Source organism: Streptomyces sp. NPDC039430, from assembly GCF_055639435.1.
In genome coordinates this window covers 59,050-82,447 of the sequence record NZ_JBVKAK010000004.1, presented here as the reverse complement: position 1 = coordinate 82,447, position 23,398 = coordinate 59,050, and the positions used below count along the sequence as shown (strand labels likewise).

The window sequence follows — 23,398 nt, the reverse complement described above, 5'->3', positions numbered from 1 at the left end:
CGACGTCCTGACCGGGCCGTGCGGCGGCTTCGCCACGCCACGCGGCTTCCCGGGGCGTGGTCAGTCCCGCGCCTCGGCGTCGTGATTCACCGGCCGGAGGTGGCGAAGGAAGCCGTCGACCCGGTCGCCGAGGCGGACACCGTCGCGCGCTGTCCAGTGGCGGCGCAGTACGCGGACACCCACGCACGTATTGACCGTCGTCACCTCGGGTACGGCCCCGAGATCCGTGGTGATGAAGCGGGCCAGGTCCTCCTCGTCGCGGAAGACGCCGTAATGGATCACCGATGAGGAGCCGGCCACCATCGACACGTAGCGGGCGGAGGGATGGCCGCCCAGAGTGTCGAGCAGGCCCGGGATGGCCTGGGGGAGGACCGTCAACGACATCAGCGCGTTGAGCGGGAAGCCCAGCAGGGTGGGTTCGATCTCCACCCGGGGCCAGAGGGCTCCGCACTCCAGGAGTGACTGCGAGGTGCGGTACGCCGTCGAGCGGCTGACATCCAACGCGCGGGCGATGTCGGCGGCCGGGATCCGCCCGTTGTCCACCATCAGCTCCGCCGTGCGCCGCTCCAGCTCCGACAGCTGCTCCGGCGAGGTCCGCCGGTCCTGCGTGACCTGGACGGCGTGCTCGTGCAGCCGCTCGGTCTGCTCGCCCGTGAGCCGGTGGAGCCGCCAGGTCTGGCCCATGGTGTGGGCGCGCAGGACCAGCTGGGATTCCGTGGAGACGATGCCCGGTATACCGGGCAGACGGTTGGTCAGCAGATCGAAGATATCGGTCCCGAGCAGCGGGTAGACGCTGCAGTAGATGTCGGCGTTGCCGGTCGTCAGCAGCAGCGTCTGCACCTCGGCCAGCTCCAGGATGCGCCGCGCGACCTCCTGCGAGCGCCCCGGCTCGCACTTGATCCACACCTGCCGTGGGTTCTCCGTGGTGATCAGCGGCCAGTCCAGCCGGCCGACCACGCGCAGCAGCCGCTCCGTGCGCAGCCGCGACAGACGGCGGGCGACGGTGCTGGGCGAGCTGTCCAGCACCTCGGCGAGCGCGTTGACCGGGGTACGGGGCGCGATCTGGAGCGCCGCGATCAGATCGAGATCGACGTCATCGAGCAGCCGTTCCTCCGGGCGCGCGGATGACCGTCTCATGGTGACGGTGGGCGAGGGCATGCCTTGATCCTAATCTCTCCATTGTCAGAAAGTTACACGGTCGAAACAGCTGATAATCAAGGGTTCATTGACACATTCATCCATCATGAGATCCCATGGCGAATCAATCCGCCACGCAGGAAGGGGTCGATGTGGTGACCAGGACGACGGTGGAGCGCCCGGCGGGGTCCGTGGCCTTCACGCTGCGGACGCTCGGCGTCATAGAGCGCGTCGGCAACAGACTGCCGCATCCGTTCTGGCTGTTCGTGATACTCAGCGCGGCCCTGGTCGTCCTGAGCTGGGGGCTGAACGGCCTCGGCGTCTCCGCCGAATCGCCCACGGACGGCGCGACGGTCGTGGTGCGCAGCCTGGTCTCGGACGCCGGCGTGACGATGATGCTCGACGGCCTGATCGACAACTACGCGACGTTCCCGCCGCTCGGGGTCGTCCTCGTCGTCATGCTCGGCGTATCGGTCGCCGACCGGGCCGGGCTCCTCACCGCCATGCTGCGGGCCGCGCTGGCGAAGGTCCCGCTGAGAGCGGTCACCTTCATGATCGCGTTCACGGGAATGGTCGCCCACATCGCCTCCGACGCGGCGTTCGTCGTCATGATCCCGCTGGGTGCGATCGCCTACCGCTCCGTCGGGCGCGATCCCGTACTGGGCGCGGTGGTCGCCTTCGTCGCGGTCTCCGGAGGACACGCCGCCAGCCCGCTGGTCACACCGTCGGACGCCACACTGGCCGCGCTGACGACGGCGGCGGCGCACACCATAGATCCCTCGTACACGGTCACACCGGTGGCCAACTACTTCTTCTCGCTCGCCTCGTCCGTCATCCTGGCGCTGGTCATCACCCTGGTCGCCGAAACGCTGCTGACCCGCCGGCTGGCGATGATGACGGCCGACGACACCGCGGAGCCGGACAACGTGCCCGGCGGCGAGTCCGGGACACCGGCGGAGGCCGGGGAACTGCCCGACCTCTCACTGCCCGACCTCTCGCTGACGGACGACGAGCGCCGGGGACTGCGCGCCGCCGCGTTCACCGCCCTCGCGCTGCTGGTCGCCATCGCCGCGGCAGCACTGCCCGCCGGCTCACCCCTGCGCGGAGAGCACGGCGCCGTCATCGACTCGCCGCTCGTCCACAACATCGCCGTCTTCCTCTCCCTGCTCTTCTTCGCCACCGGCGTGGCATACGGCCGGGCGGTGGGGGCGGTGCGCGATGCCAAGGACATCCCCGACATGATGGCCAGGGGACTGCGCGAACTCACCCCCATCCTGGTGCTGTTCTTCGCGATCTCGCAGTTTCTCGCCTACTTCAAGTGGACCGCCATCGGTGAGGTCATGGCCATCACCGGGGCGGGGCTGCTGGATTCCTCCGGAGTGCCGCTCACGGTCATCTTCGTGGGGGTCATTCTCGTCGTCAGTGTGATGAACCTGCTCCTCACCAGTGGCTCCGCCATGTGGGCGCTGATCGGCCCGGTGTTCGTGCCGATGCTGATGCTGCTGAGGGTCGCTCCGGAAACCACCTGGGCGCTGTTCCGGATCGCCGACTCCTGCACCAACGCCATCACCCCCATGAGCCCGTACTTCGTGCTCTGCCTCGGCTTCGTCCGCCGATACCGCCCCGGCGCGGGCATCGGCACCCTGATGTCGCTGACGCTTCCGGTCGCGTTGGCGATGCTTGTCGTATGGACGCTGCTCTTCATCGCCTGGTACTCCGTCGGCCTTCCGTTCGGCATCGGAGCCCCGACGGGCTGACGCGTCGTACCCCCGAGATTCCTTCAGAGCCCCAGAGCCCCAGAGCCCCAGAGCCCCAGAGCCCCAGAGAAACAGGAGAAACACGGAGAACATGTCGGCACCCGCATCCGCACCCGCGCCCCTGCCCATTCCTGACGGCGACACGCTGTCCCGTATCGCGTCCTGGTGCCGCGAACAGGACCATCGAAACGGCTACCTCGCCGATCTGCGGCGGCTGGTCGAACAGGAGTCGCCGAGCGACGACAAGCCACTCCTCGACGCCACCGCCGACCTGCTTCAACAGCTGCTGTCCGAGCGGCTGGGCGACCCGAGCCGTACGCTACGCCACCGCGATTCCGGGCTCGGCGACGTCATCGAGGCCGAGTACGACGGCACCGCCGGCGGCGCCACGGTGACCGTCGTCGGCCACTACGACACGGTGTGGCCGGCCGGGACCTCCGCCGAGTGGCCGTTCACCGTCACCGACGGGACCGTCTCGGGCCCGGGGGCCTTCGACATGAAGGCCGGTCTGGCGCAAGGGATGTGGGCTCTGCGCGCCCTGCGTGAACTCGGTCTGCCGCGGCCCACCGTGCGTTTCGTGTTCAACGGCGACGAGGAAACCGGCAGCGTCGTGTCCCGGCCGCTCATCGAACGGGCCACCGACGGCGCCGTGGCCACGCTGGTGCTGGAACCGGGCGGCGAATGGGGGATCAAGGCGGGCCGCAAGGGCGTTGGCATCTTCACCCTGACCGCGACGGGCCTCGAAGCCCATGCCGGCCTCGACCCGGCGAAGGGCGCCAGCGCCATCCACGCACTGGCCGACGTCATCGGGAACCTGGTCGCCGCCGCCGCTCCGGCACGGGGGACGACCGTCAACATCGGCCGTATCAGCGGCGGTACGGCCCGCAACGTCATCGCGGGCGAGGCGACGTGCCTCGTGGACGTCCGCGTCAGCACGCAGGAGGAGATCGAGCGGGTGGACCGGGTGCTGGCCGGTCTCGTCGCCGCCGATCCCCGGGTCACCATCACCGTCGCCGGCGGCTGGAACCGTCCGCCGATGCAGCCCGGCGCCGGGGGCCGCCGTCTCTTCGCGCTGGCCGACGGCGTCGCGACACACATCCGGGCGCCCCTGGCAGAACTGTTCGTCGGTGGCGGCAGCGACGCCAACTTCGTCGCCGCCCTCGGCCGTCCGGTCCTGTGCGGCATGGGCGCCACCGGCGACGGGGCGCATGCCCGGCACGAACACGTCCTCGTCGCCGACCTCCCCGACCGAATCGCCCTCACCGCGGGCACACTGCTGGGCCTGGCGGGAGAACCGGTCGCGGCGCGCGGGTAGTCGTCGCGGCCGGCGCATACCGTTGCGGCGCCGGGTTCTGTCCGGTGGACCAGGCGACCGGCGGCAGGTGAGCCGTGGGGCATGATCCGCCGGACAGCCCGCGTCAGGCCATGGAGAACTTGGCAACGTACTCGTCGAAGGGCTCGATGCCGACTTCCGCGCGCAGCTCGTCCACGCGCTCCGGCTCCTGGCAGGGCCACGGAACCGGTGCCCCGTCCTTCACACCGGCGATCTGAGTGCCGTAGACCTGCTCGCGGCCCTCGTTGACCAACGTGCGGTCACGTAGAAAGGCCAGCTCGCGCGGGCCCGCCGAGCCCGCCGACACCGCCTCCCGCATCAGCTTCAAGGCACGTCGCTGAACGTCGAGTTGCCGGTCGGCGTGCTGGGCGATCAGCCAGGCCGCCCGGGCAGCCTCCTCGCCGAACAGTTCCGCCGTCGGCCAGCCGTACTCCTCCATGATCTCGCCCAGTCGGTCGCCGTGCCGTGCGGTCAGCCGGCGCCACGCCAACTGCTCAGCGGGGTCATCGCTGTTCGCGTGGACTGAGGACCGCTGATCGGCCGCGGCCATCGTGGTGAGTTCCTCCGCCAGTGCGGCAGTGTCCTGCGCCACTCTCAACTCCCAGGTGGGGTAGATACGTTGTGTGCTCATTGCCCCGTAACCTTATGGGCGCGTAACGGGCGTAAAGATCATTCCGGAGAACGGTGACAGGCGCCTGCTCGGACCGCGATAATGGATCTACCCCCGAAGCCGAAGCCGGATCGCCGCGACGGTCACGGTCTTCCGCCTGCCGAAGCGTCGGAACAGGTGGCTCATCGTCGCCGTGTCGGCCCGCCCGCCGGGCACGGGCGGGCCGACGGCGCCGCCGCTACTCCTGGAGCTTCTCCCGGATGGCCCTCAGCGCGGCGGACACGTGCTCCTCGGTACGCGCCTTGTCGAGGCCGACTCCGCTGAGGACACCCTCGCCGTCCTCCTGCTCCAGCAGTGCCAGCAACAGATGTTCCGTACCGATGTAGTTGTGGCCCAGCCGCAGCGCCTCCCGGAAGGTGAGCTCAAGGGCCTTCTTGGCCCGCGCGTCGAAAGGTACGAGGTCGGGCACGGGCTCACCGGAGGGCTCCGGCAGCGTCCCGGTCACGGCCTCCCGGACCGTCGCCGGCTGTACGCCCTGGGCGACGATCACTTGCGCGGCCAGCCCCTCCGGGTCGTCGAGCAGGCCGAGCACGAGATGCCCCGTGCCGATCTGTGTGTGACCACCATCGCGGGCCTGGTTCTGGGACACGACGACGACGCTCCTGGCCCGCGGCGTGAACCTGCCGAAGTCCTGGTTCGCGTCGGGCGCCCGCTCGTCCTTCGTCACGAACCGCTTCTGGACGGCCTGTCGTGTGACGCCCATGGACTTGCCGATCTCGGTCCAGGAGGCGCCGGAGCGGCGGGCCTGGTCGACGAAGTGGCCGATGAGGTGATCGGCCACCTCGCCGAGATGGTCAGCGGCGACGACGGCGCTCTGGAGCTGATCGAGAGCGTCGCCGTGCACTTTCTTGATCGCCTCGATGAGGTCGTCGAGGCGGACTGGATTGTTAATCTGCGTCGGTTCCACCATGAGGCAACCTTAGGTTGACAGCCACCGGAGCGTCAACCCGTGGTTGACATCTGGTGTGGGGCCCACGGCTCGCCGGCCGACGGAGGGGCGGGCAGGCCCAGAAGCGCCCACCGGCACCGGCCCACGGCCGGGATCATCGACGGACAGACCCTCAGCTCAGATGCTTGGCGATCTCCCAACTGACCGCCAGTTCGACCTCGCCGTTGATGCGCACGTCGACCAGGACAGGACCCTCCTCGACGGCCAGCGCCCTGTCGATCTCGCCGAGGTCATCCGGCGTACGCACCGTGAAGCCCTTTGCCCCGAAGCCGGCCGCCAGTTTCGCGAAGTCGGCCTGTGGCATGTCCGCGTAGGACGGGTTCAGCTTCTTGTGGATCAGATCGTGCTTCTCCTGGCCCACCGCGTTGTCGTTGAACACCACCACCGTGAGCGGCAGCTTGTGGCGCACGGCCGTCTGGAAATCGGCGACGTTCATCATGAACGAGGCGTCCGCGGTCACATGCGTGACGCGCTCGCCCGGGCGTGCGAAGCAGGCGCCGATCGCGAGGGCCAGTCCCTGGCCGACGGCGCCGAAATCCCAGCCGATGCTCCAGTTCTCCGCGCGCGGCACGGTGAGGACCTTCGTACAGACCATGGCCGCGTGGCCGCCGTCCAGCACCAGAATGCGGTCGTCCTTCGGCAGCGCGTCCTCCAGATAGAGGGCCGCCCGGCGCGGATCCGTCGCGTCCCCGTCGGTGAACCGCACGCTCCGCAGTTTCCTGTCCTGCTCCTGGATCCGCTGTACGAGTCCGGCGTCGGGCTGGTGTGCGGCCATGGTCTCGCCGAGCCGGTCCGCCAGGGCCGCCACGGCTGTTCTGGCATCCGCCGCCATGCCGATGGCGACCCGGGCGAACCAGCCGAAAGCATCGGGCCGGTCATCGATCTGGATGATCCTTTTCCCGTTCTCCAGGATTTTTCCGAAGTGGGTCGTCCATTCGTTCAAGCTGGCGCCGACGACCACCATCACATCGCACTCGGCGAGGGTTCTCACCGTCAGATCCGAACCCAGACCGCCACTGATTCCCAGATACTGCGGATAGTCCGCACAGAATCCGGAGGCGAGAACGGAGACGGCGACGGGCGCGCCGAGCTGCTCGGCCAGTCCGCGGACCTCGGACTCCGCCTGGGCGTTTCTCGCGCCGAGTCCGCAGAGAATGGTCGGGCGCTGGGCCGACGCGAGCAGCTTGGCGGCCTCCTCGACATCTTCCGTACGCGGTGGCTGGAGGGAATTGGAGCAGTACATGGGCCGGTATGACCAGCCGGGGTCCGGCATTTCCGTCTGCTGGACGTCCTGGGGCAGGTTCAGGATGAACGGCCCTTTCCGTACCTTGATCTGACGGAACGCCTCACCGAGGCAGTAGTCCACGTTGTGGACGGAATCCAGTCGGACGTTGGCTTCGGTGGTGAGCTTGGCCAGCGCCGACTGGTCCACCATGCCCTGCGGGTTGTACGGATCGCGCAGGGAGGCATGTCCGGCGACCACCATCAGGGGGGTGCGGTGGAGCCTCGCGGCCACCAGCGAGGTCGTGGCGTTGGTGTAGCCAGGTCCCTGGGTGACCGACGCGAGACCGGGCCTGCCACTGAACCGCGCGTAACCGTCGGCCATGCCGACCGCGCCGGATTCATGGTGTGTGTGCACGAAGGTCGCGCCATGCCGTTCGCCCAGGTCCACGATCACGTCCTGATTCGCGTCCCCCATCACGGCGAACAAGTGGTCGAGCCCCTCTGTGGCGATCGCTTCAGTGACGGCCTGGAATGCCTTCATGGGGATTTCTCTTTTCCGTTCGATTCATTCGAACCAACGGTCGCACCGCTTTCGAGCTGTTGGTCCGTCAGCGTCCCGGTCGGCCACGGTGTTCGCCGGCGGACCGCGGTACCAGAGGTACGTATTCGCCGAGTGATGCGCCGTACCGTCGCCGGAGAGCCAGAGGGTAATACGCACCCCGACCTCTCACCCGGACGACAGGGGCGGTGGCTTCACGCGGTCCCGACCTGGTACCGAATCGGCGTAACCGCGCGAGCCGCCCCGACGGTTCAGAGTTCCGCGCCGGCATCGCCGATCGCCTGGTCCAGAATCGTCAACCCGAGCGAGAGCTCGTCCTCGGTGGCGGTCAGCGGCGGCGCGATCCGCATCACCCCGCCCATACCGGGGAGCTGGACGATGTTCGTGTGCAGGCCGAGTTCGAGACACCGTCGGGTGACCCGTGTGCCCAGCTCGTCCGAAGTCCGCTTCGTCTCGCGGTCGACGACGAGTTCGAGCCCGGCCAGCATGCCCCGGCCGCGGACATCGCCGACGACCCTGTGGCGGTCGGCGATGTCCGCCAGGCCGTCGCGGAGAAACACGCCGAGCGACCGCGCGCGCTCGTCGAGCTTGTCGTCCATCAGAACGTCGAGAACGGTATTGCCGACCGCGGCCACCAGCGGATCGGCGACGTGCGTGGTGAAGAACAGAAACCCGCGCCTGTGCGCCTCCTGCTCGATCTCGGCGCTGGTCACCAGGGCCGCCAGGGGGAGTCCGGCGCCGAGCGTCTTGGACAGCGTGAGAATGTCGGGGACGACGCCGTCGCGCTCGAACGCGTACCAGGTGCCCGTGCGGCAGAGGCCCGTCTGGGCCTCGTCGAGGATCAACAGCATCTCGCGTTCCCGGCACTTGTCTCGCAACGCCGCGAAATACCCGGCCGGCGGCTCGATGATGCCGCCCGAGCTCAGAATCGGTTCGACGAGACACGCGGCCAGACTGCCGGTCGACTGGGCGTCGATCAGGTCGAAGGCGAAGTCGAGCTGACGGCTCCAGTCCAGTGATCCGTCGTCCGTGGTGAAGTCGGGCCGGTACGCGTTCGGCACGGGGATGGCGAAATTGCCGGGCGCGGCCGGGCCGTAGCCCTTGCGCCCCGTGCTGTAGGTGGCGGACGCGGCGGCCTGGGTCATGCCGTGCCAGGACCGCGCGAACGAGATGATCTCGTGTTTGCCGGTGACGAGCTTGGCCATCCGGATCGCGGCCTCGTTCGATTCGGCGCCGGTGGTGAGCAGCAGCGCCTTCTCCAGCGGAGCGGGCAGTGTCCCGGCGAGCCGTCGGGCGAGGTCGACCACCGGACGGCTGAGCATGCCGCTGTACAGGTGATCGAGGGTCGCCACCTGACGCTGGACGGTCGCGACGATCGACGGGTGCGAGTGGCCGAGGAGGGCGCTCATCTGGCCGGAGGTGAAGTCGAGGATTCTCCTGCCGTCCGCGGTGAACAGGAAACTGCCGGCGGCGCGGTCGATGATCTCGCGGGTGAACTCGCCGCCGTAGCGGACGAGGTGCCTCTCGGCATCGGCCCAGAAGGTTCCGGCGGACAGCGGAGCGGTCGAAGCAGCCATGCCCCCGACGGTAGGACGCGCCGAGCGACGCGTCCATCTCATGATTTCGGCCTTCCTGTTCGGTGAAACCGCACAACAATAGGAGCGTGATGAACCCGTGGAGGCTCCGGCTGCTGAGCCGGCTGGACACGCTGGGCACGATTCGGGCGGTCGCGAAAGCCGCCAGCCTCAGCCCGTCGAACGTCTCGCAACAGCTCGCCCTGCTTGAGGCCGAGACGCGCACACAACTCCTGGAACGAACGGGACGCCGGGTACGGCTGACCCCGGCCGGGCTGATCCTCGCGCGGCGGGCGCGGACGATCCTCGATCACATGGACGCCGTCGAGGCGGAGCTGCGCGGTTTCGACGAGGAGCCGGCCGGACTGGTGAGGGTGGGGGCGTTCCAGAGCGCGATTCACTCCATGACCGTGCCGGCGGTGACGCGCCTGGCGCGCGAGCATCCCGGCCTCACCGTCGAGTTGCTGCAAATGGAGCCGCACGAAAGCATGCCCGCCCTGCGCGGAGGCGACGCGGACATCATCATCACCACCACGAACTTCGACGAGCTCCCCCTGGGACCGGATCTCGACCTTGTGCCGCTGGCCACGGATCCGATCCTGCTGGTGGTACCGCCCGGACATCCCGCGACCGGCCGCGGCACCGTGGACATTGCGGCCTGCGCGGACGAGCCGTGGGCATTCGATATGCCTCAGTCGTACATGGCGAATCTCGCGCTTCGCCTGTGCCGTCAGTCGAGGTTCGAGCCACGGGTGGTGTGCCGGTTCGGCAATTACATGCTGACTCTGCAGCACGTCGAGGCGGGGCTGTCGATCGCGCTGCTGCCGGGCCTGGCGGTCGACCCCCGCTATCGCGTCGTCACCAGGGAACTCACGACCCCCGTGACGCGCACGATCACGGCGGTGATCCGTCGCGGCGCACCACCTCGCGCGGCGGTGCGCGTCGTCCTGGACGCCCTGCGACACCCTTCCCAGCCGCCGCTGCCGGGCAATGAAAGTGACTGACCGAGTCCGGATCCCGCCGTTGACCGCCGACCATCGACGGCCGCGCGCCTCCCCGTCAGGCGGATCGGGGGCAGTCGTCGGTGGTCTGGTGGTCGCGGACCGCCTCTTCCAGCGTCCGTATCCCGAGGTCGACAAGCGGGTTCCGCCGGCTGCCCCGGCGCACACAGGTGAGGATCCGACGCGTCGGCATGTTCTCGCTCGACACCGGCACCCGCACCACCGCCTGGCCCGCCGGGCCCTCCGCCAGCCGAGGGATCAGCGAGACGCCCAGCCCGTTCCCGACCAGCGACCAGATCGCCGGCCACTGGGCGGCGGAGTGCACGATCCGCGGCGAGAACCCGGCAGCCGCGCACAGCGCCCGCACCCGCTGGGCGTGGTCGCAGGCGCCCGGGTCGGCGACGATCCAGTCCTCGGCCGCCGCGTCCTCCAGCCGTACCGACACCGCCCGCGCCAGTGGGTGGCCGGCGGGCACCAGCAAGAAGTAGGGCTCCTCCAGCAGGGGGCTCTGCTCGAACCGCGCGTCATCCCGGTGCGGCCCGCCCTCGACGGGCTCCACGACCGCGAGATCCACCTCACCCGCCATCAGCAGGTCCATGCTCTCGGCGGTGTCGCACTCGCGCACCCGCACCAGAAGATCGGGGTGACTGTGCCGCAGCCGCCCGGCCGCGGGGGCGATGACGCCGCTGATCGCCGTGGTGAAGCCCGCGATGCGCAGCGGTCCTGTCATACCCGCCCGGAAGGACTCCAGCTCCGCCTGCGCCTCCTCCCACCGGGCCAGCAGAGCGTCGGCATGGCTGATGAGCAGGTGCCCGGCGGGGGTCAGCCGGACGCCGCGGCCCTGCGGCTCCAGGAGCGGGACCCTGAGCTCGCGCGCGAGCTCGCGCAGGTGATGAGAGACCGCCGACGGCGTGAGGTGCAGGGCCTCGGCGGCCGCGGTGACCGTGCCCTGCTGGTGCACCATGCGGAGTGTGTGGAGCCGGCGCAGGTCAATCATGAAATCATTTTGCACACACCACCCGCAAAACATGCAATGGACCGCAACGGTTGTCCGGAGTCATCCTGCTGACATGAACACCAACACGAGCATCAGCACCGTCGTTTCGCGGCACACCACCAGCGAGGGCGTCGTGGTCTGGACCCGCTGCGCCTGCGGACGGCTTCAGATGGTTCTGCGTCCGCACGGCATCGACCACAAGGGACTCGCCGCGGGGGGACACGACATCCGGTGTCCCCACCCGAGGCCGTGACTGCCGCTCGACGGCAGAACGCACGGCACACGGATCGCCCCTGACGTTCGAGGAACGATCCGTCGGCGTACCGGGACCGGAGCTCTCGGCGGCCCTGTCGAGCGGCGTCAGTACAGGCTGGGGTGGAGTTCGGGCGGTCCGCCCAGGGTGTACCGCAGGGACCGCGGGGCGCCGCCGTCGATGTCGGTGACACCGAGGTGCGCTCCCAGTTCCGCGCCGATCAGCGCTCTGCCGGAGAGTCGCATGAGATCGTCGGACGCGTAGAGGCCCGCGATCACCCGGCCGGTGAACTGCGGGGATTCGCGCCTGCTGGTCGGCCTGTCCTCGGCGGGCAGCGTCGCGAAGTGCGCGCGTACGCGCTCGGTGTCCAGCCCGCCCATCCAGATCGAGACGGCGGCGACGTTGTGCGGGCGCAGTTCCTTGGCCATGTCGGCGGCCATCTTGTCGGCGCCGGCTTTCTGGGCGCCGTAGGCGGGTCCTACGTGGTAGGCCACAGCACCGTAGTGACCCGTGTTGACGATCAGTCCTCGCCCGTTGGCGATCAGCAGGGGCGCGGCGTGGAAGCTCGCGACGTAGTGCGACCGCAGGCCGACCGTCAGGAGATCGGCGGCCTCCAGCGGCTGTTCCCAGAACCTCCCGGGGGGCGGGGCGTTGACCACCTGGGCCGCGTTGTTGACCAGGATGTCGAGCCGGCCGTGATCGCGCGCTACCCGGGCGAACAGTTCCGCCACGGCCTCATCGTCGGAATGGTCGACGGCCACCGCGACGCCTTTGCCGCCGGCTTCGTCGATGAGCGCGGCGGTCTCCGCGACCGTGCCGCCGTAGGGCGAGTCGGACGACCGCAGGCTGCGTCCCGTCACGTAGACGGTCGCGCCCGACTGTCCGAGTGCGAGGGCGATGCCCTTGCCGGCTCCCCGGCTGGCTCCGGTGACCACCGCCACACGCGGCCCGCTGATGATCGACGATGACATGGCACGCCTCACTGGATCGGATACAGATCGTTAGATGTGGTTCGAACACCCATCACTGTACGATGGCGGTCTAACATGTCAAGCGAGGAGGGATCCCGCCATGGCGGAGCCGGTCACGCGCCGTGCCAGAAACCTGGTCCACGCCGACCCGGCGGAGGTGACCCTGCAGGACGCGCTCGACGCCCTCGCCGATCCGGTACGGCGCTCCATCCTGCGGGAGTGCGCCGGTGAACCGGACTTCAGCCGGGCATGCGGAACATTCGATCTCCCGGTTTCGAAAGCGACCGCAAGCCACCACTTCGCGGTACTGCGCGCCGCCGGACTGCTGGAGCAGGTCGACAAGGGGTCACGCAGGCTCAACCGGCTTCGGCAGCCCGAGTTCGAGGCGCGGTTTCCCGGATTGCTGGCCCTGGTTCTCACAGAAGGCCCGCCGCCCCGCCCACCTCAAGCCTGAGGTTGCCGACGGCGGCCGGGGACGGGAACGGCCGACCCGGGACATCCCGCATGCCGCCGTCACACCGCGACACCGCCGCCGGCCTGCCGCCGTTCCTCAGGCCAGGTGGTTGGTGGTGTCGGTGTCGTCTTCAGCGGTGGGCAGCTCGCGGTGTCCCTCGGAGTGGTGGTTGACCCAGCCGCACACCCCGCAGCTGTAGCGGCCGTCCAGTCCGGCGATGTGCGTACCGCACTTCCGGCACTCGGCATGGGTGATCTGCGGACCGTCACTGGACGTGGGCGCAGGCGCGGGCCCGCCTTCCTCCGGGGGCCAGTCGCTCCGTACGCTCATTCGCCAAGGCTACCGCTGACGGGGAAGAGGGAATTCGGGCAACCCGGCTCTCGCGCGGCCCGCACGAGGCGGCCGGGCCGCGCCGGGCGTTCGGCGTCCGCCGGCTCGTAGCCGGCCGGCCAACCGCCCCGAGCCACTGGGTCTGATACGCGACGCCCGCATGGCGGTTTCTGCCAGAGTGTGGTGATGACCACGACACCGGATGGACGCCCTGTCCCGCCCGCGCATGCCGATGAACGGGCCATGCTGGAAGCGTGGCTCGACTTCCACCGGGCGACTCTCGCCCTCAAGTGCTCGGGTCTCAACGATGATCAAGTACGGCTGGCCTCGGCGGCGCCGTCCGCGATAACGCTGCTGGGACTTGTCCAGCACATGGCAGAGGTCGAGCGCAACTGGTTCCAGCGCGTGTTCGCGGGCAAGGATGTTCCCTTGGTCTTCGGGGAGAACAACAGAGACGGTTTCGTCCTTCGTCCGGAGCAAGGACTCGATGAGGCAATGGCCCTCTGGCAGGCGGAAGTCGCACAAGGCCGTGAGCTCATCGCGGCCGCCTCACTGGACGACTCGGGTCGCCTGTCAGAGCGGGACGCCGGCCAAGTAGGCGATCACGGAGTGTCCCTTCGCTGGATCATGGTTCACATGATCGAGGAATACGCACGTCACAACGGACATGCCGATCTGGTCCGAGAACGCATCGATGGAGTCGCCGGGGCTTGAGACGGGTCGGCACGGTCGGAGCACCGACCGGAGCCGTCCTGGGGCGCCCTCGCCGAGCTGATCCGGGAGGAAGGAACGGCGGGGGCACGAGCTCCGCCCGGAGCGGTGTGTGGGGGACAGGCGGCACTGGGTCCCGGGTGAGACCGGTTGTGCGACGGGACCTTGCCGAGTCGTACGACAGCCTCCGCGGGCCGCTCCCTCGGCCGGCCCGCCCTCGCCCTTGCGCGCGACGACTGAGCCGGAACAGGTCTGCATTCCCCATACGGGGGCACACGCATACCAACCGCCGAAGGGGTCGGTCACGTGGCCGGTCGCCACCGACGGCGACGTGACCGCCACTTCGACCGGACGGACATCCGCACCCTTCGCACGGTGAGGGCGGACGCACGCGACGACCGCGATTCCGTCTGGGGACAACCATGTTGAAGGAGACACCACGATGACCTCGCACATGACGACCGCTGCCGCCGACGCCTCCGCCGCCCCCGCGTGGTTACACGTGCTGGTGATGGCGGCGGCTGTGCTGATCCTCGTCTACAGCCTCGCACGACGCAGTAGCTGACCCGCACCCGCGGCGGCTGGCGCGCCTCCCGGCGCATCGGGGCTACCCCCGGTGGCTCCGGCGGTCGCTCAAGCCTCGGAAGAACGTTCTCACGTCGCCGACCAGCACGTCCGGCTGCTCCATGGCCGCGAAGTGCCCGCCCCGGTCATAACTCGTCCATCGCACGATGTTGTCCGTCCGCTCCGCGACGTGGCGCAGTGGAATGAAGTTGTCCCGTGGGAAATCGGCCAGCGCGGTCGGTGTCGTCGAGGGCTCGGGCGGCGTGCCCCAGTAGTCGGCGTGCGCGCGTTCGTAGTAGATGCGGGCGGACGAGCCTGCCGTGCCGGTCAGCCAGTACAGCATCACGTTGGTGAGCATCTGGTCGCGGTCGACGGCGTCTTCCGGACGGTCGCGGGAATCCGTCCACTCCTTGAACTTCTCCACGATCCAGGCCAGTTGGCCCACGGGCGAGTCGGTGAGACCGTAGGCCAGGGTCTGCGGCCGAGTGGACTGGATGTCGGCGTAGCCCTGGCGGTCACGACTCCATTCGCGCATACGTTCCCACGAGGCCAGCGTGCGTTCGCGCTCGGCGGGGTCCAGAGCGTCCAGCTCTTCCGCGCCGGGGGCCTGTGCCGCCGCCGAGTTCGGCAGCAGGTTCAGGTGTACGCCGATGACCTGCCCGGGCCGTGTCCGGCCCAGTTCCCGGGAGATGGCCGCTCCCCAGTCGCCTCCCTGCACCCCGTACCGCTCGTAGCCGAGGCGCTCCATCAGCTCGGCGAACGCGGCGGCCACCCGCTTGAACTCCCAGCCCTTCTCCGTCGTGGGCCCGGACAGCCCGAACCCGGGAATGCCCGGCAGCACCAGGTGGAACGCGTCGGCGGGGTCGCCGCCGTGGGCTCGCGGGTCGGTGAGCGGACCGGCGACCCCGGCGAACTCGACGATCGATCCCGGCCAGCCGTGCGTCATGAGCAGCGGGGTCGCGTCAGGCTCGGGCGAACGGATGTGGGCGAAGTGGATGTTCGCTCCGTCGATCACGGTGGTGAACTGCGGCCACAGGTTCAACCGGGCCTCCGCGGCACGCCAGTCGTACTCGTGCCGCCAGTACCTCACGAGGTCCTTGAGGTAGTCCCGCGGAACACCGTATGCCCAGCCCACTCCGGGCAGTTCGTCCGGCCAGCGGGTGCGGTCAAGGCGCTCGTGGAGATCATCCACCTCGTCCTGAGGGATGTCGATACGGAACGGGTGGATGCTCTCGTCAGCCAAGATCGTCATACCTGCCCATGCTACGGACGTATGCCCCGCGCGACGCTGCCGGCCGATCCGGTCGGAGGAGCACGGCCGCCGCCGTTACGCGGACCAGCCCCCCCGTGCGTACCGCCCTCCGAGCCGCCTTCGAACCGGCGCGGACGGCGCACGGCGGGGTGAACACGGCCTGACCCACGCCCCGTTCGGACTCCGCACGCCCTACCGACGGCCACGGGCCGCCGCAATGATGAGCGGACCGCAAGTGATCCAGACGCCTCCGCGCACCCGCCCCCGGCAGGTGGACACGCGGTGGAAGGAGCCCACGTTGTTGCTTCTCATCTCGCCTGACAGCGTCGAGGAGGCCCTCGACTGCGCGAAGGCGGCGGAGTACCTCGACATCGTCGATGTCAAGAAGCCCGACGAGGGCTCGCTCGGAGCGAACTACCCGTGGGTCATCAGAGAGATCCGCGAAGCCGTCCCGGCGGACAAGCCGGTGTCCGCCACCGTGGGAGACGTACCGTACAAGCCCGGCACAGTCGCCCAGGCGGCCCTCGGCGCGGCTGTCTCCGGAGCCACGTACATCAAGGTCGGCCTCTACGGATGCACGACGCCCGCCCAGGCCATCGACGTCATGCGAGGGGTTGTCCGGGCGGTGAAGGACTACCGGCCTGACGCTTTCGTCGTCGCCTCCGGCTACGCCGACGCCCACCGGATCGGCTGCGTCAACCCGCTCGCACTGCCCGACATCGCGCTGCGCTCCGGCTCCGACGCGGCCATGCTCGACACCGCGATCAAGGACGGGACGCGGCTGTTCGACCACGTTCCGCCGGACGCCTGCGCGGAGTTCGTCCGGCTGGCCCACGAGGCGGGTCTGCTCGCCGCTCTCGCGGGCAGCGTCAAGGGGGGAGACCTCCGCGAGCTGACCCGTATGGGCACGGACATCGTGGGGGTGCGCGGGGCGGTCTGTGAGGGGGGCGACCGCACCGCAGGAAGGATTCAGCCGCGGCTGGTGGCCGCCTTCCGGGCGGAGATGGACCAGCATGCCCGGGAGTACGCGGCTGCCGCGGCCGCGGGCTGACCGCAGGTATGCCGACACGTCAGCCCGTTCACGGGCCCGGGGCCCACGGCCGGCGCTTCGCCGTCCTCGATCCGGCGACAGGCGAGGCCTTCGACGACGCTCCCGACCAGCGGCCGGACGAGCTGGACGCCGCCGTCGACCGGGCCCACGAGGCCTGGCGCGGCTGGCGGGCCGACCGCGCCGCCCGCGCCGGCGCGATACTCGCGGCGGCCGACGCCGTGGAGGCGGCCGGGGCCGAGCTCGCTCCGCTGCTCACCCGTGAACAGGGCAAGCCCCTGGCCGAGTCGTACGCGGAGATCGCCCGCACGGCGGCCCGCCTGCGCTACTTCGCGGAGCTGGACCCCGGGTCCCGGCCGATCACGGACGGACGCCCGGTACGCAGCGAGATCCGCTGGCGGTCACTCGGGCCCGTCGCCGCGATCGTCCCGTGGAACTTTCCCCTCCAGCTCGCGTCGGCGAAGTTCGCGCCCGCGCTCGCCGCGGGCAACACGGTGGTGCTCAAGCCCTCCCCGCTCACACCCCTCGCCACACGGTTGCTGGGGTCGGTCCTCGCCACCGCCCTTCCCGAGGGCGTACTGACGATCGTCACCGGCCGTGAACCTCTCGGCGCCCGTCTCGCGTCCCACCCGGGGATACGCCACGTGACCTTCACCGGTTCGATCCCCACCGGACGGGCCGTCGCGGAGGGCGCGGCGGCCTCGCTCTCCCGGGTCACCCTGGAGCTGGGCGGCAACGACGCCGCCGTCCTGCTGGACGACGTGGATGTGGAGGGGATCGCGGACCGGCTGTTCTGGGCGGCCTTCCGCAACTGCGGGCAGGTCTGCATGGCGGTCAAGCGCGTCTACGCCCCGGCCCGGCTCTATCCCCAGGTGGTCGAGGCCCTCGCGCAGCGTGCGAAGAGCGTCGTCGTCGGAGCCGGGCTCGACCCGGACTCGCGGCTGGGGCCGGTCAACAACGCGCCCCAATTGGCCCGGGTCGAGCGTTACACGTCGCAGGCCCTGGCAGACGGCGCCCGAGCCGTGACCGGTGGCCACCGGCTGGACCGGCCCGGCTACTTCTTCGCCCCGACGATCCTGGCCCATGTCCCACCGGGCAGTCCGGTGGTGACGGAGGAGCAATTCGGTCCGGTCCTGCCGGTACTGCCGTACGGAAGCCTCGACGAGGCGATCGAGGCGGCCAACGGTACCGGCTTCGGGCTGGGCGCCTCCGTATGGGGGACCGACCTGGACCGGGCCGAGGCGGTGGCCGACCGGCTGGAGTGCGGGACGGCATGGATCAACCACCATGCCGAACTGTCCCTCGCCCAGCCCTTCGCGGGCATCAAGGAGAGCGGTGTCGGCGTCGCGGGCGGACCGTGGGGGCTCTACGGAAACCTCAGACCGTTCGTCGTGCACCGTCCGGAGGAGGCACGTCCATGAGGTTCGGCGCGGCGGTACTGCGCTCGTACGAGAGCCGATTCGCCGTCGAGGAGGTGATCCTGGCCTCGGGGCCGGCCCACGGCGAGATCCTGGTCAGGATCGCGGGCTGCGGGATGTGCAGAACGGATCTCGCGGTCCGGTGTTCGGCGGGCCGCTCACCGCTGCCGGCGGTGCTCGGCCACGAGGGGGCCGGGGTCGTGGTGGAGACGGGCGGCCCGGACACCGGCCTGAGCGTCGGTGACCATGTCGTACTGAGCTTCGACTCCTGCGGACACTGCCGTAACTGCAGGGGCGCGGCTCCCGCCTACTGCGACTCCTTCGCCTCGCTCAACCTGTTCGGAGGGCGCGGCGAGAACGCGGCACGGTTCACCGACGCGGCCGGGGGAGAACTGGCACCCCGGTGGTTCGGCCAGTCCTCGTTCGCCGAGTACGCGATGGTCCTGGCCCGTAACGCCGTCCGGGTCGATCCCGCATTGCCCGTCGAACTGCTCGGACCGCTCGGCTGTGGCTTCCTCACCGGAGCCGGTGCGGTGCTGAACTCCTTCGGTGCCGGCCCCGGTGACACCGTCGCCGTGTTCGGCGCGGGAGCGGTGGGCCTGGCCGCGGTGATGGCTGCCACCGCCGCCGGGGCGGTGACCGTGGCCGTCGACCGGTACCCCGAACGCCTGGCCCTCGCCGAGCGGTTCGGCGCCATCCCGTTGCACGCCGCCTCGGCCGGCCTGCCCGACCGCATCCGACGGCTGACCGACGGCGGCGCGCGATACGCGCTGGACACCACGGGCTCCGCCCAGCTGATCAACGACGCACTGCGGGCGCTGCGCCCGACCGGCCACCTCGGCCTGGTGGCACGGCTCCACGCGGCGCTGGCGCTCGAACCGGGAACACTGGACCGTGGCCGGCGGATCTCCCACATCTGCGAGGGGGACGCGGTGCCGGGACTGCTGATTCCGCGGCTGACCGCGCTGTGGCAGGCCGGACTGTTCCCGTTCGACCAGCTGATCCGTACGTACCCGCTCGCGGACATCAACGAGGCCGAACGGGACTGCGACGCGGGCCGCGTGGTCAAACCCGTCCTGGTCCCGGAGGGGATGAGCGGATGAGCGAGGCTCTCCGCGCCGCTGCCCGTCGGATGGACCAGTCGACCGCTATCTGACGACCGGCCACGGACACACCCGCGGCCGTGGCGTTACGGTCGGGACTTGTTCGCGAACACCCACCGGTTGCCCGCCAGCGCGTCGTTCTCCTCGGGCAGCGGGCCGCGCCCGTGCCGATGGGTGAAGTCGAAGGGGGTGTGGACCGACGTGGACCAGCCCTTGCCCGTCAGATCACCCGCGGAGTCGGGCCGCGGCTCCTTGGCGAACAGGTTGAGCAGGTCGATACCGATCTGCTGTTTCGTCGAGGTGTAGAGCGGGCTGTCGCGGTATTCCAGCAAGTCCGCCTCCAGCTTGACCTCGAACGCCAGAGCGCTTCCCGCTGTGCTCAACCGGTCCACCGCGTCGATCAGGGATGTCTCGGCGGCGTTGGGCAGGTAGAACAACAACCCTTCGGCGAGCCAGACGCTCGGTGCGGCCGTGTCGAAACCGGCGTCGGTCAGCGCTCCGACCCACTCGTCGCGCAGATCGACCGGGATCGGTACGCGCGCCGCTCTCGGCGTGGCCGACAGCCCGTCGAGCACCTCGTGCTTGAACGCCAGCACGCTTTCCCTGTCGATCTCGAAGATCACGCAGCCGGGAGGCCAGTCGAGCCGGAACGCCCGCGAGTCCAACCCCGCCCCGAGCAGGACCACTTGGCGGGCGCCCGCGCGCACCGACCGGAGGAGGAAGTCGTCGAGGACCCTCGTCCGCAGACCGAAGTAGCGCGCGAACCTGCCCCACAGCGGGTTCGCGTCCCCGCCCGGAGCCTGTTGCACACGGACCGGCCAGCCCGCGGACGCCGGTGCGGCGAGCACGAAGTGTTCCGCGTAGATGTCCCGTGCCAGGCTGTCGTGGCGGTGAGTCTCGATCGCCCGCGCCGCGGCGACCAGAAGAGCGGTCAGACCGACACCTCCTTCCACGCCTTCCACACCGGTGTTCCGATGTGCTGTGCCGACCATGTGTCCTCCCTTGGGGCGAGTTGAGACCTCGAAGCAGTGAGGAAAGTAAGCAGCGAGGAAAGTGAGGAGTACGAGAGACGGATCCGCGGTGAACGTACGAGCCGGTTCCGGCCAGGGCACGTACGGTCCATGTACGGTCCACATGCGGTTTCGTGCCGACGGTTCAGGATGGCGCAAGGCAATTCGGGAATGATCGGCCACCGCGTTCCCGGCCTGGACCCGAACCCGGACACCGTGCGGCGTCCTCACTATCCAGCCGACGAACGTCCCCCGCGCGAGAACCCCCATACCGTTCACCTGAACGGGTGAATATCGCTCACATGGACAGTCCTCAAGCAGGCAGCCGCGCAGCACTTGCACGACCGGAAATGATCCGCTCGGTCATGTTCTGACAGCCGGCGAAGCCCGGGTGGCGGCTCGGATGTTCGGCTCTGTCCGGCGAAGGCCGCGGCCCCGGGAGACGGGCCGGTCAGCGCGGCGGGCCCACGATGACGTTGCCGTACTTGTCGGCGAGGGCGGGATCGGGCTTCACCTGGAAGTCCGGCGGGCGTGGTGTGGACTTGTCGCGGCCCGTCTCCCGGAACATCCCCTCTATGCCGGCCGGCGTGTTGATCATCAGGAGGTCCGCCTTCTTGGAAGTGATGCGGTAGCCGTGCGGGATCTGCTTCGGCAGGAACACCACGCCGCCTTCGGCGAGTTCGTACTCCTCATCGTCGCACCACACCAGGGCGGTGCCCTTGAGCAGCAGGAAGACCTCGTCCTCAAGGGTGTGCTTGTGATACGGCGGAGCCTCGCCCTCCGCGACGTCGAAGCGCCCGATCATCAGCTGACCGTCGGTGGCCTTGCCGTCGAGCAGCATCGCCAGCGTGCCGCCGTCGAGCCATTCGAGTTGCTGCTGCTGTTCGGGCTGTGCGAGATAGACCATGCTCATGGCAGGCTCCGTTCGGGGCAGGGACGCTCGTGCGGGCGAAGCGTCGAGGGGACGGACGGTCGCGGTGGCCGGCGCCGATGCCGGCCTTGGTCCCGTAGAAGTGCGCCATCGGGCGTCGGTGAACTCGCGCCCCAGGTCCATCGGCGGGGAGGATTCGCGACGCGTTCCACCGGCTCCAGCAGCAGGCCGGCACCGGACGTGTCACACGTACTAAACGGACGTTATCGTCCGGTTCTTGGGGTGTCAACGGCACCGGCCAGGCGCCGGACGGGGGCCGCGTAGGTCATCATCGAGCGTGTGACGAAGGCACAGTCGAACGAAGGCGTCCGGCGGCGGGAGCTGCGGCGCGACGCGGCCGACAACAGGGAGCGGGTGCTGGCGGCGGCCGCCGCCGCGGTCAGACGGGAGGGCGCCGCCGTACCGATGGCGACCGTGGCGGCGGACGCGGGAGTCGGCGTGGGTACCGTCTACCGCCACTTCCCCTCCCGCGAGGCCCTGCTCGGGGCCCTGACGCACCGCTCGTTCCAGCTCGTTCTCGCCGCGGCGGACAGCGCCGCCGAGACCGATCGGTCGGCAATCGAAGCCGTGCGCGGCTTCCTCGACCGGACTGTTGAGCACGGACCTGACCTGGTGCTGCCCCTGCACGGAGGTCCGCCGCTGATCGACCAGGACACCGTCGCGATCCAGGCCGAGGTGCACCGGAAGCTCGGCTCGCTGCTGTCCAGAGGCCGGCAGGACGGCACGATCCGGGACGACGTGCGCACGGCCGACCTCGTGATCTTCGGCGCGCTGATGGCGCAGCGGCTCCCGCACGTCGCCGACTGGAACCACATCGCGCAACGCCTCGTGGACATCTACGTCGCCGGCATGGCGCCGGCGGCGGCGCCGCTCACGGACCTCGGCTGAGTACCGGAGGTACGGGAAATCCTTCGCCTGAGAGCCTGAGAGCCTGAGAGCCTGGGAGCCTGGGAGCCGGCCCGGATGGCGGACCCGGCGGCACGGTCCGACGCGGACCTTCGGCCCAGCTCCGGCGTGAGTCCGGTCGTGTTTCGGACGCCGGTCGTGTTCAGCCGTCGGGGCGGCCGTGACCCGTGGACGGGCCGCCCCGCGCTCCGGCCGGGGCGGGGCTGTCCTGTTCCACCGCCTCCGCGAGCCGTCCGAGCATGCCGCGGTGCCGGACCTGCAAGAACGCGTCCAGGACGAGGTTGTGGACCGCACCGGCGAAGCCCCGCAGCGGATGCTCGTCGACGATCACCAGCGTCTCGTCGCCCCAGGGCCGGATGTCGAAGGCGATCCGCGCCGTGCCGAGCGGCCCGCTGTGTGCCTCCAACTCCAGCCACCGCGGGGGATCGTTCCGCCGGACGACGGTATAGCCCCGCAACTCCTTGGAACCCAGTTGCACCGTGTAGGTGAGGGAGGAACCGACCTCGGGCCAGCGGCCCTCTTCGGGGAAGGATCGTGACGTGCCGACCACCCAGTCGGCGTAGCGCGCCGGGTCCGAGAGGACCCGCCAGACAGCGGCCGGCTCGCGGGCGATGAGGTGGTGCCGTACGGCCATGTGCCCTCCCTGACGAATCGCTGTGAGCCGCGGTGAGCGCGAGTTCGAGTCCCCGAGGGCGCATGGCCCTCGGGGGGTGCCGCCGTACTGGGCGCCGGCCGATCGGTCACCAGTAGTGGCGCCTGCCGCCTACGCCATGCCCAACAGCGCCCAGCACCCAGAGGATGGCGCCGATGACGGCGAGGACGATCCCGATGGTCCACAGAATCGTGATGCCGGTAACGAAACCGACCACAAGCAAGATGACGCCGATAAGGAGCATCGCATGCCTCAATTCGTCCGCATTTTTCTTCAGTCTGCGCCCTCTTGGTTCCCTTCGCGACACGCACGCCCGGCGGCGGGTGACCGTGGCCCTCGCCGCTGGGGCGTGTGCCTCCGGAGCGCTGTGGTCCAGGGCGCTGCCCGGCGTATCGCCGGCCTCGACGCCATGGTGTTCGACGCGACTCATGTCGACCTCCAGCCCAATGCCGGTTTCGACATGGCGCGGTACGTTCCGCGGACGTATCGCAGCTGGAAGGACGCCGGCTGGCGGTCCCTGCTCGTTCAACGGTTCGAGCGCGTTCCCGTTGCCGAGCACACGGTGACGGCTGCGGGGTGGCCTGGAGGCGGGTT

The 23,398-nt window shown here is 69.7% G+C and carries 24 protein-coding genes; 11 read left to right on the top strand and 13 right to left on the bottom strand.

Annotated elements, in window-relative coordinates:
* Positions 1 to 60 precede the first annotated feature (60 nt).
* Positions 61 to 1,158 (bottom strand): Lrp/AsnC family transcriptional regulator, encoded by a 1,098-nt coding sequence (locus ACZ7LS_RS12280; RefSeq protein WP_382665323.1) that lies wholly within the window; start codon positions 1,156 to 1,158, stop codon positions 61 to 63.
* A gap of 95 nt (positions 1,159 to 1,253) precedes the next feature.
* Here ACZ7LS_RS12280 and ACZ7LS_RS12275 point away from each other — a divergent pair, with 95 nt between their 5' ends.
* Both ACZ7LS_RS12275 and ACZ7LS_RS12270 read left to right on the top strand, forming a co-directional pair.
* Positions 1,254 to 2,894 carry an AbgT family transporter gene (locus ACZ7LS_RS12275; RefSeq protein ID WP_382665322.1) on the top strand — a complete coding sequence of 547 codons (1,641 nt, stop codon included), beginning with the start codon at positions 1,254 to 1,256 and terminating at the stop codon, positions 2,892 to 2,894.
* A gap of 91 nt (positions 2,895 to 2,985) precedes the next feature.
* A complete protein-coding gene (locus ACZ7LS_RS12270; protein ID WP_382519293.1) occupies positions 2,986 to 4,209 on the top strand; it encodes a M20 family metallopeptidase in 1,224 nt (407 codons plus the stop codon).
* 103 nt (positions 4,210 to 4,312) lie between these two features.
* On the opposite strand, the gene ACZ7LS_RS12265 is transcribed toward ACZ7LS_RS12270, so the two are convergent.
* From ACZ7LS_RS12265 to ACZ7LS_RS12250, 4 genes are all read right to left on the bottom strand, one after another.
* Positions 4,313 to 4,858, bottom strand: coding sequence for a DUF6624 domain-containing protein (locus tag ACZ7LS_RS12265; protein WP_385129541.1), 546 nt, complete (start codon positions 4,856 to 4,858; stop codon positions 4,313 to 4,315).
* A gap of 217 nt (positions 4,859 to 5,075) precedes the next feature.
* Positions 5,076 to 5,807, bottom strand: a complete 732-nt coding sequence (locus tag ACZ7LS_RS12260) for a Clp protease N-terminal domain-containing protein (RefSeq protein WP_385129539.1) — start codon at positions 5,805 to 5,807, stop codon at positions 5,076 to 5,078.
* A gap of 151 nt (positions 5,808 to 5,958) precedes the next feature.
* Positions 5,959 to 7,611 (bottom strand): thiamine pyrophosphate-binding protein, encoded by a 1,653-nt coding sequence (locus tag ACZ7LS_RS12255; RefSeq protein WP_385129537.1) that lies wholly within the window; start codon positions 7,609 to 7,611, stop codon positions 5,959 to 5,961.
* Between the two features lie 269 nt (positions 7,612 to 7,880).
* Complete coding sequence (locus tag ACZ7LS_RS12250) at positions 7,881 to 9,206, bottom strand: aspartate aminotransferase family protein (protein ID WP_385129535.1); 1,326 nt, start codon at positions 9,204 to 9,206, stop codon at positions 7,881 to 7,883.
* Positions 9,207 to 9,295: 89 nt separating this feature from the next.
* Between ACZ7LS_RS12250 and ACZ7LS_RS12245 the strand changes: the two genes are divergently transcribed.
* Positions 9,296 to 10,207, top strand: a complete 912-nt coding sequence (locus tag ACZ7LS_RS12245; protein WP_385129849.1) for a LysR family transcriptional regulator — start codon at positions 9,296 to 9,298, stop codon at positions 10,205 to 10,207.
* Positions 10,208 to 10,262: 55 nt separating this feature from the next.
* Here ACZ7LS_RS12245 and ACZ7LS_RS12240 read toward each other — a convergent pair whose 3' ends face one another.
* A complete protein-coding gene (locus ACZ7LS_RS12240; protein WP_382665319.1) occupies positions 10,263 to 11,201 on the bottom strand; it encodes a LysR family transcriptional regulator in 939 nt (312 codons plus the stop codon).
* A gap of 73 nt (positions 11,202 to 11,274) precedes the next feature.
* Here ACZ7LS_RS12240 and ACZ7LS_RS12235 point away from each other — a divergent pair, with 73 nt between their 5' ends.
* Positions 11,275 to 11,454, top strand: a complete 180-nt coding sequence (locus ACZ7LS_RS12235) for a hypothetical protein (protein ID WP_385129532.1) — start codon at positions 11,275 to 11,277, stop codon at positions 11,452 to 11,454.
* 107 nt (positions 11,455 to 11,561) lie between these two features.
* On the opposite strand, the gene ACZ7LS_RS12230 is transcribed toward ACZ7LS_RS12235, so the two are convergent.
* Entirely contained in the window at positions 11,562 to 12,425 is an 864-nt protein-coding gene (locus tag ACZ7LS_RS12230) for an SDR family NAD(P)-dependent oxidoreductase (protein WP_382875911.1), read from the bottom strand.
* A gap of 100 nt (positions 12,426 to 12,525) precedes the next feature.
* On the opposite strand from ACZ7LS_RS12230, the gene ACZ7LS_RS12225 reads away from it, so the two are divergent.
* On the top strand, positions 12,526 to 12,879 hold the full coding sequence (locus ACZ7LS_RS12225; protein ID WP_382519309.1) for an ArsR/SmtB family transcription factor: 354 nt from the start codon (positions 12,526 to 12,528) through the stop codon (positions 12,877 to 12,879).
* 96 nt (positions 12,880 to 12,975) lie between these two features.
* On the opposite strand, the gene ACZ7LS_RS12220 is transcribed toward ACZ7LS_RS12225, so the two are convergent.
* Positions 12,976 to 13,209 carry a hypothetical protein gene (locus ACZ7LS_RS12220; protein ID WP_382519311.1) on the bottom strand — a complete coding sequence of 78 codons (234 nt, stop codon included), beginning with the start codon at positions 13,207 to 13,209 and terminating at the stop codon, positions 12,976 to 12,978.
* Between the two features lie 186 nt (positions 13,210 to 13,395).
* Here ACZ7LS_RS12220 and ACZ7LS_RS12215 point away from each other — a divergent pair, with 186 nt between their 5' ends.
* Both ACZ7LS_RS12215 and ACZ7LS_RS12210 read left to right on the top strand, forming a co-directional pair.
* Entirely contained in the window at positions 13,396 to 13,923 is a 528-nt protein-coding gene (locus ACZ7LS_RS12215; protein WP_382875915.1) for a DinB family protein, read from the top strand.
* A 439-nt stretch (positions 13,924 to 14,362) separates the two neighbouring features.
* Positions 14,363 to 14,485 (top strand): hypothetical protein, encoded by a 123-nt coding sequence (locus ACZ7LS_RS12210; RefSeq protein WP_385129529.1) that lies wholly within the window; start codon positions 14,363 to 14,365, stop codon positions 14,483 to 14,485.
* A 42-nt stretch (positions 14,486 to 14,527) separates the two neighbouring features.
* On the opposite strand, the gene ACZ7LS_RS12205 is transcribed toward ACZ7LS_RS12210, so the two are convergent.
* Positions 14,528 to 15,736: an epoxide hydrolase family protein gene (locus ACZ7LS_RS12205; RefSeq protein ID WP_385129527.1), complete on the bottom strand. Its 1,209-nt coding sequence runs from the start codon at positions 15,734 to 15,736 to the stop codon at positions 14,528 to 14,530.
* A gap of 298 nt (positions 15,737 to 16,034) precedes the next feature.
* Here ACZ7LS_RS12205 and ACZ7LS_RS12200 point away from each other — a divergent pair, with 298 nt between their 5' ends.
* The 3 genes from ACZ7LS_RS12200 to ACZ7LS_RS12190 are packed head-to-tail and all read left to right on the top strand — an operon-like array spanning position 16,035 to position 19,305.
* The gene (locus tag ACZ7LS_RS12200; RefSeq protein WP_382519319.1) at positions 16,035 to 16,787 is read left to right on the top strand and encodes a (5-formylfuran-3-yl)methyl phosphate synthase; all 753 of its coding nucleotides are present in this window, start codon (positions 16,035 to 16,037) and stop codon (positions 16,785 to 16,787) included.
* A gap of 8 nt (positions 16,788 to 16,795) precedes the next feature.
* Positions 16,796 to 18,205 carry an aldehyde dehydrogenase family protein gene (locus ACZ7LS_RS12195; protein WP_385129525.1) on the top strand — a complete coding sequence of 470 codons (1,410 nt, stop codon included), beginning with the start codon at positions 16,796 to 16,798 and terminating at the stop codon, positions 18,203 to 18,205.
* Positions 18,202 to 19,305 carry an NAD(P)-dependent alcohol dehydrogenase gene (locus tag ACZ7LS_RS12190; protein WP_385129523.1) on the top strand — a complete coding sequence of 368 codons (1,104 nt, stop codon included), beginning with the start codon at positions 18,202 to 18,204 and terminating at the stop codon, positions 19,303 to 19,305. The genes ACZ7LS_RS12195 and ACZ7LS_RS12190 overlap by 4 nt, the downstream gene beginning before the upstream one ends.
* Before the next feature lie 86 nt (positions 19,306 to 19,391).
* Here the strand turns inward: ACZ7LS_RS12190 and ACZ7LS_RS12185 are convergent, their stop codons facing one another.
* Both ACZ7LS_RS12185 and ACZ7LS_RS12180 read right to left on the bottom strand, forming a co-directional pair.
* A complete protein-coding gene (locus ACZ7LS_RS12185; protein WP_385129521.1) occupies positions 19,392 to 20,297 on the bottom strand; it encodes a class I SAM-dependent methyltransferase in 906 nt (301 codons plus the stop codon).
* Positions 20,298 to 20,766: 469 nt separating this feature from the next.
* Positions 20,767 to 21,228, bottom strand: coding sequence for a cupin domain-containing protein (locus ACZ7LS_RS12180; RefSeq protein WP_382519326.1), 462 nt, complete (start codon positions 21,226 to 21,228; stop codon positions 20,767 to 20,769).
* A 297-nt stretch (positions 21,229 to 21,525) separates the two neighbouring features.
* Between ACZ7LS_RS12180 and ACZ7LS_RS12175 the strand changes: the two genes are divergently transcribed.
* Entirely contained in the window at positions 21,526 to 22,134 is a 609-nt protein-coding gene (locus tag ACZ7LS_RS12175; protein WP_385129519.1) for a TetR/AcrR family transcriptional regulator, read from the top strand.
* 160 nt (positions 22,135 to 22,294) lie between these two features.
* Here ACZ7LS_RS12175 and ACZ7LS_RS12170 read toward each other — a convergent pair whose 3' ends face one another.
* The gene (locus ACZ7LS_RS12170) at positions 22,295 to 22,786 is read right to left on the bottom strand and encodes an SRPBCC family protein (protein ID WP_382665312.1); all 492 of its coding nucleotides are present in this window, start codon (positions 22,784 to 22,786) and stop codon (positions 22,295 to 22,297) included.
* A 106-nt stretch (positions 22,787 to 22,892) separates the two neighbouring features.
* Positions 22,893 to 23,048, bottom strand: coding sequence for a hypothetical protein (locus tag ACZ7LS_RS12165; protein ID WP_382519453.1), 156 nt, complete (start codon positions 23,046 to 23,048; stop codon positions 22,893 to 22,895).
* Between the last annotated feature and the right edge of the window lie 350 nt (positions 23,049 to 23,398).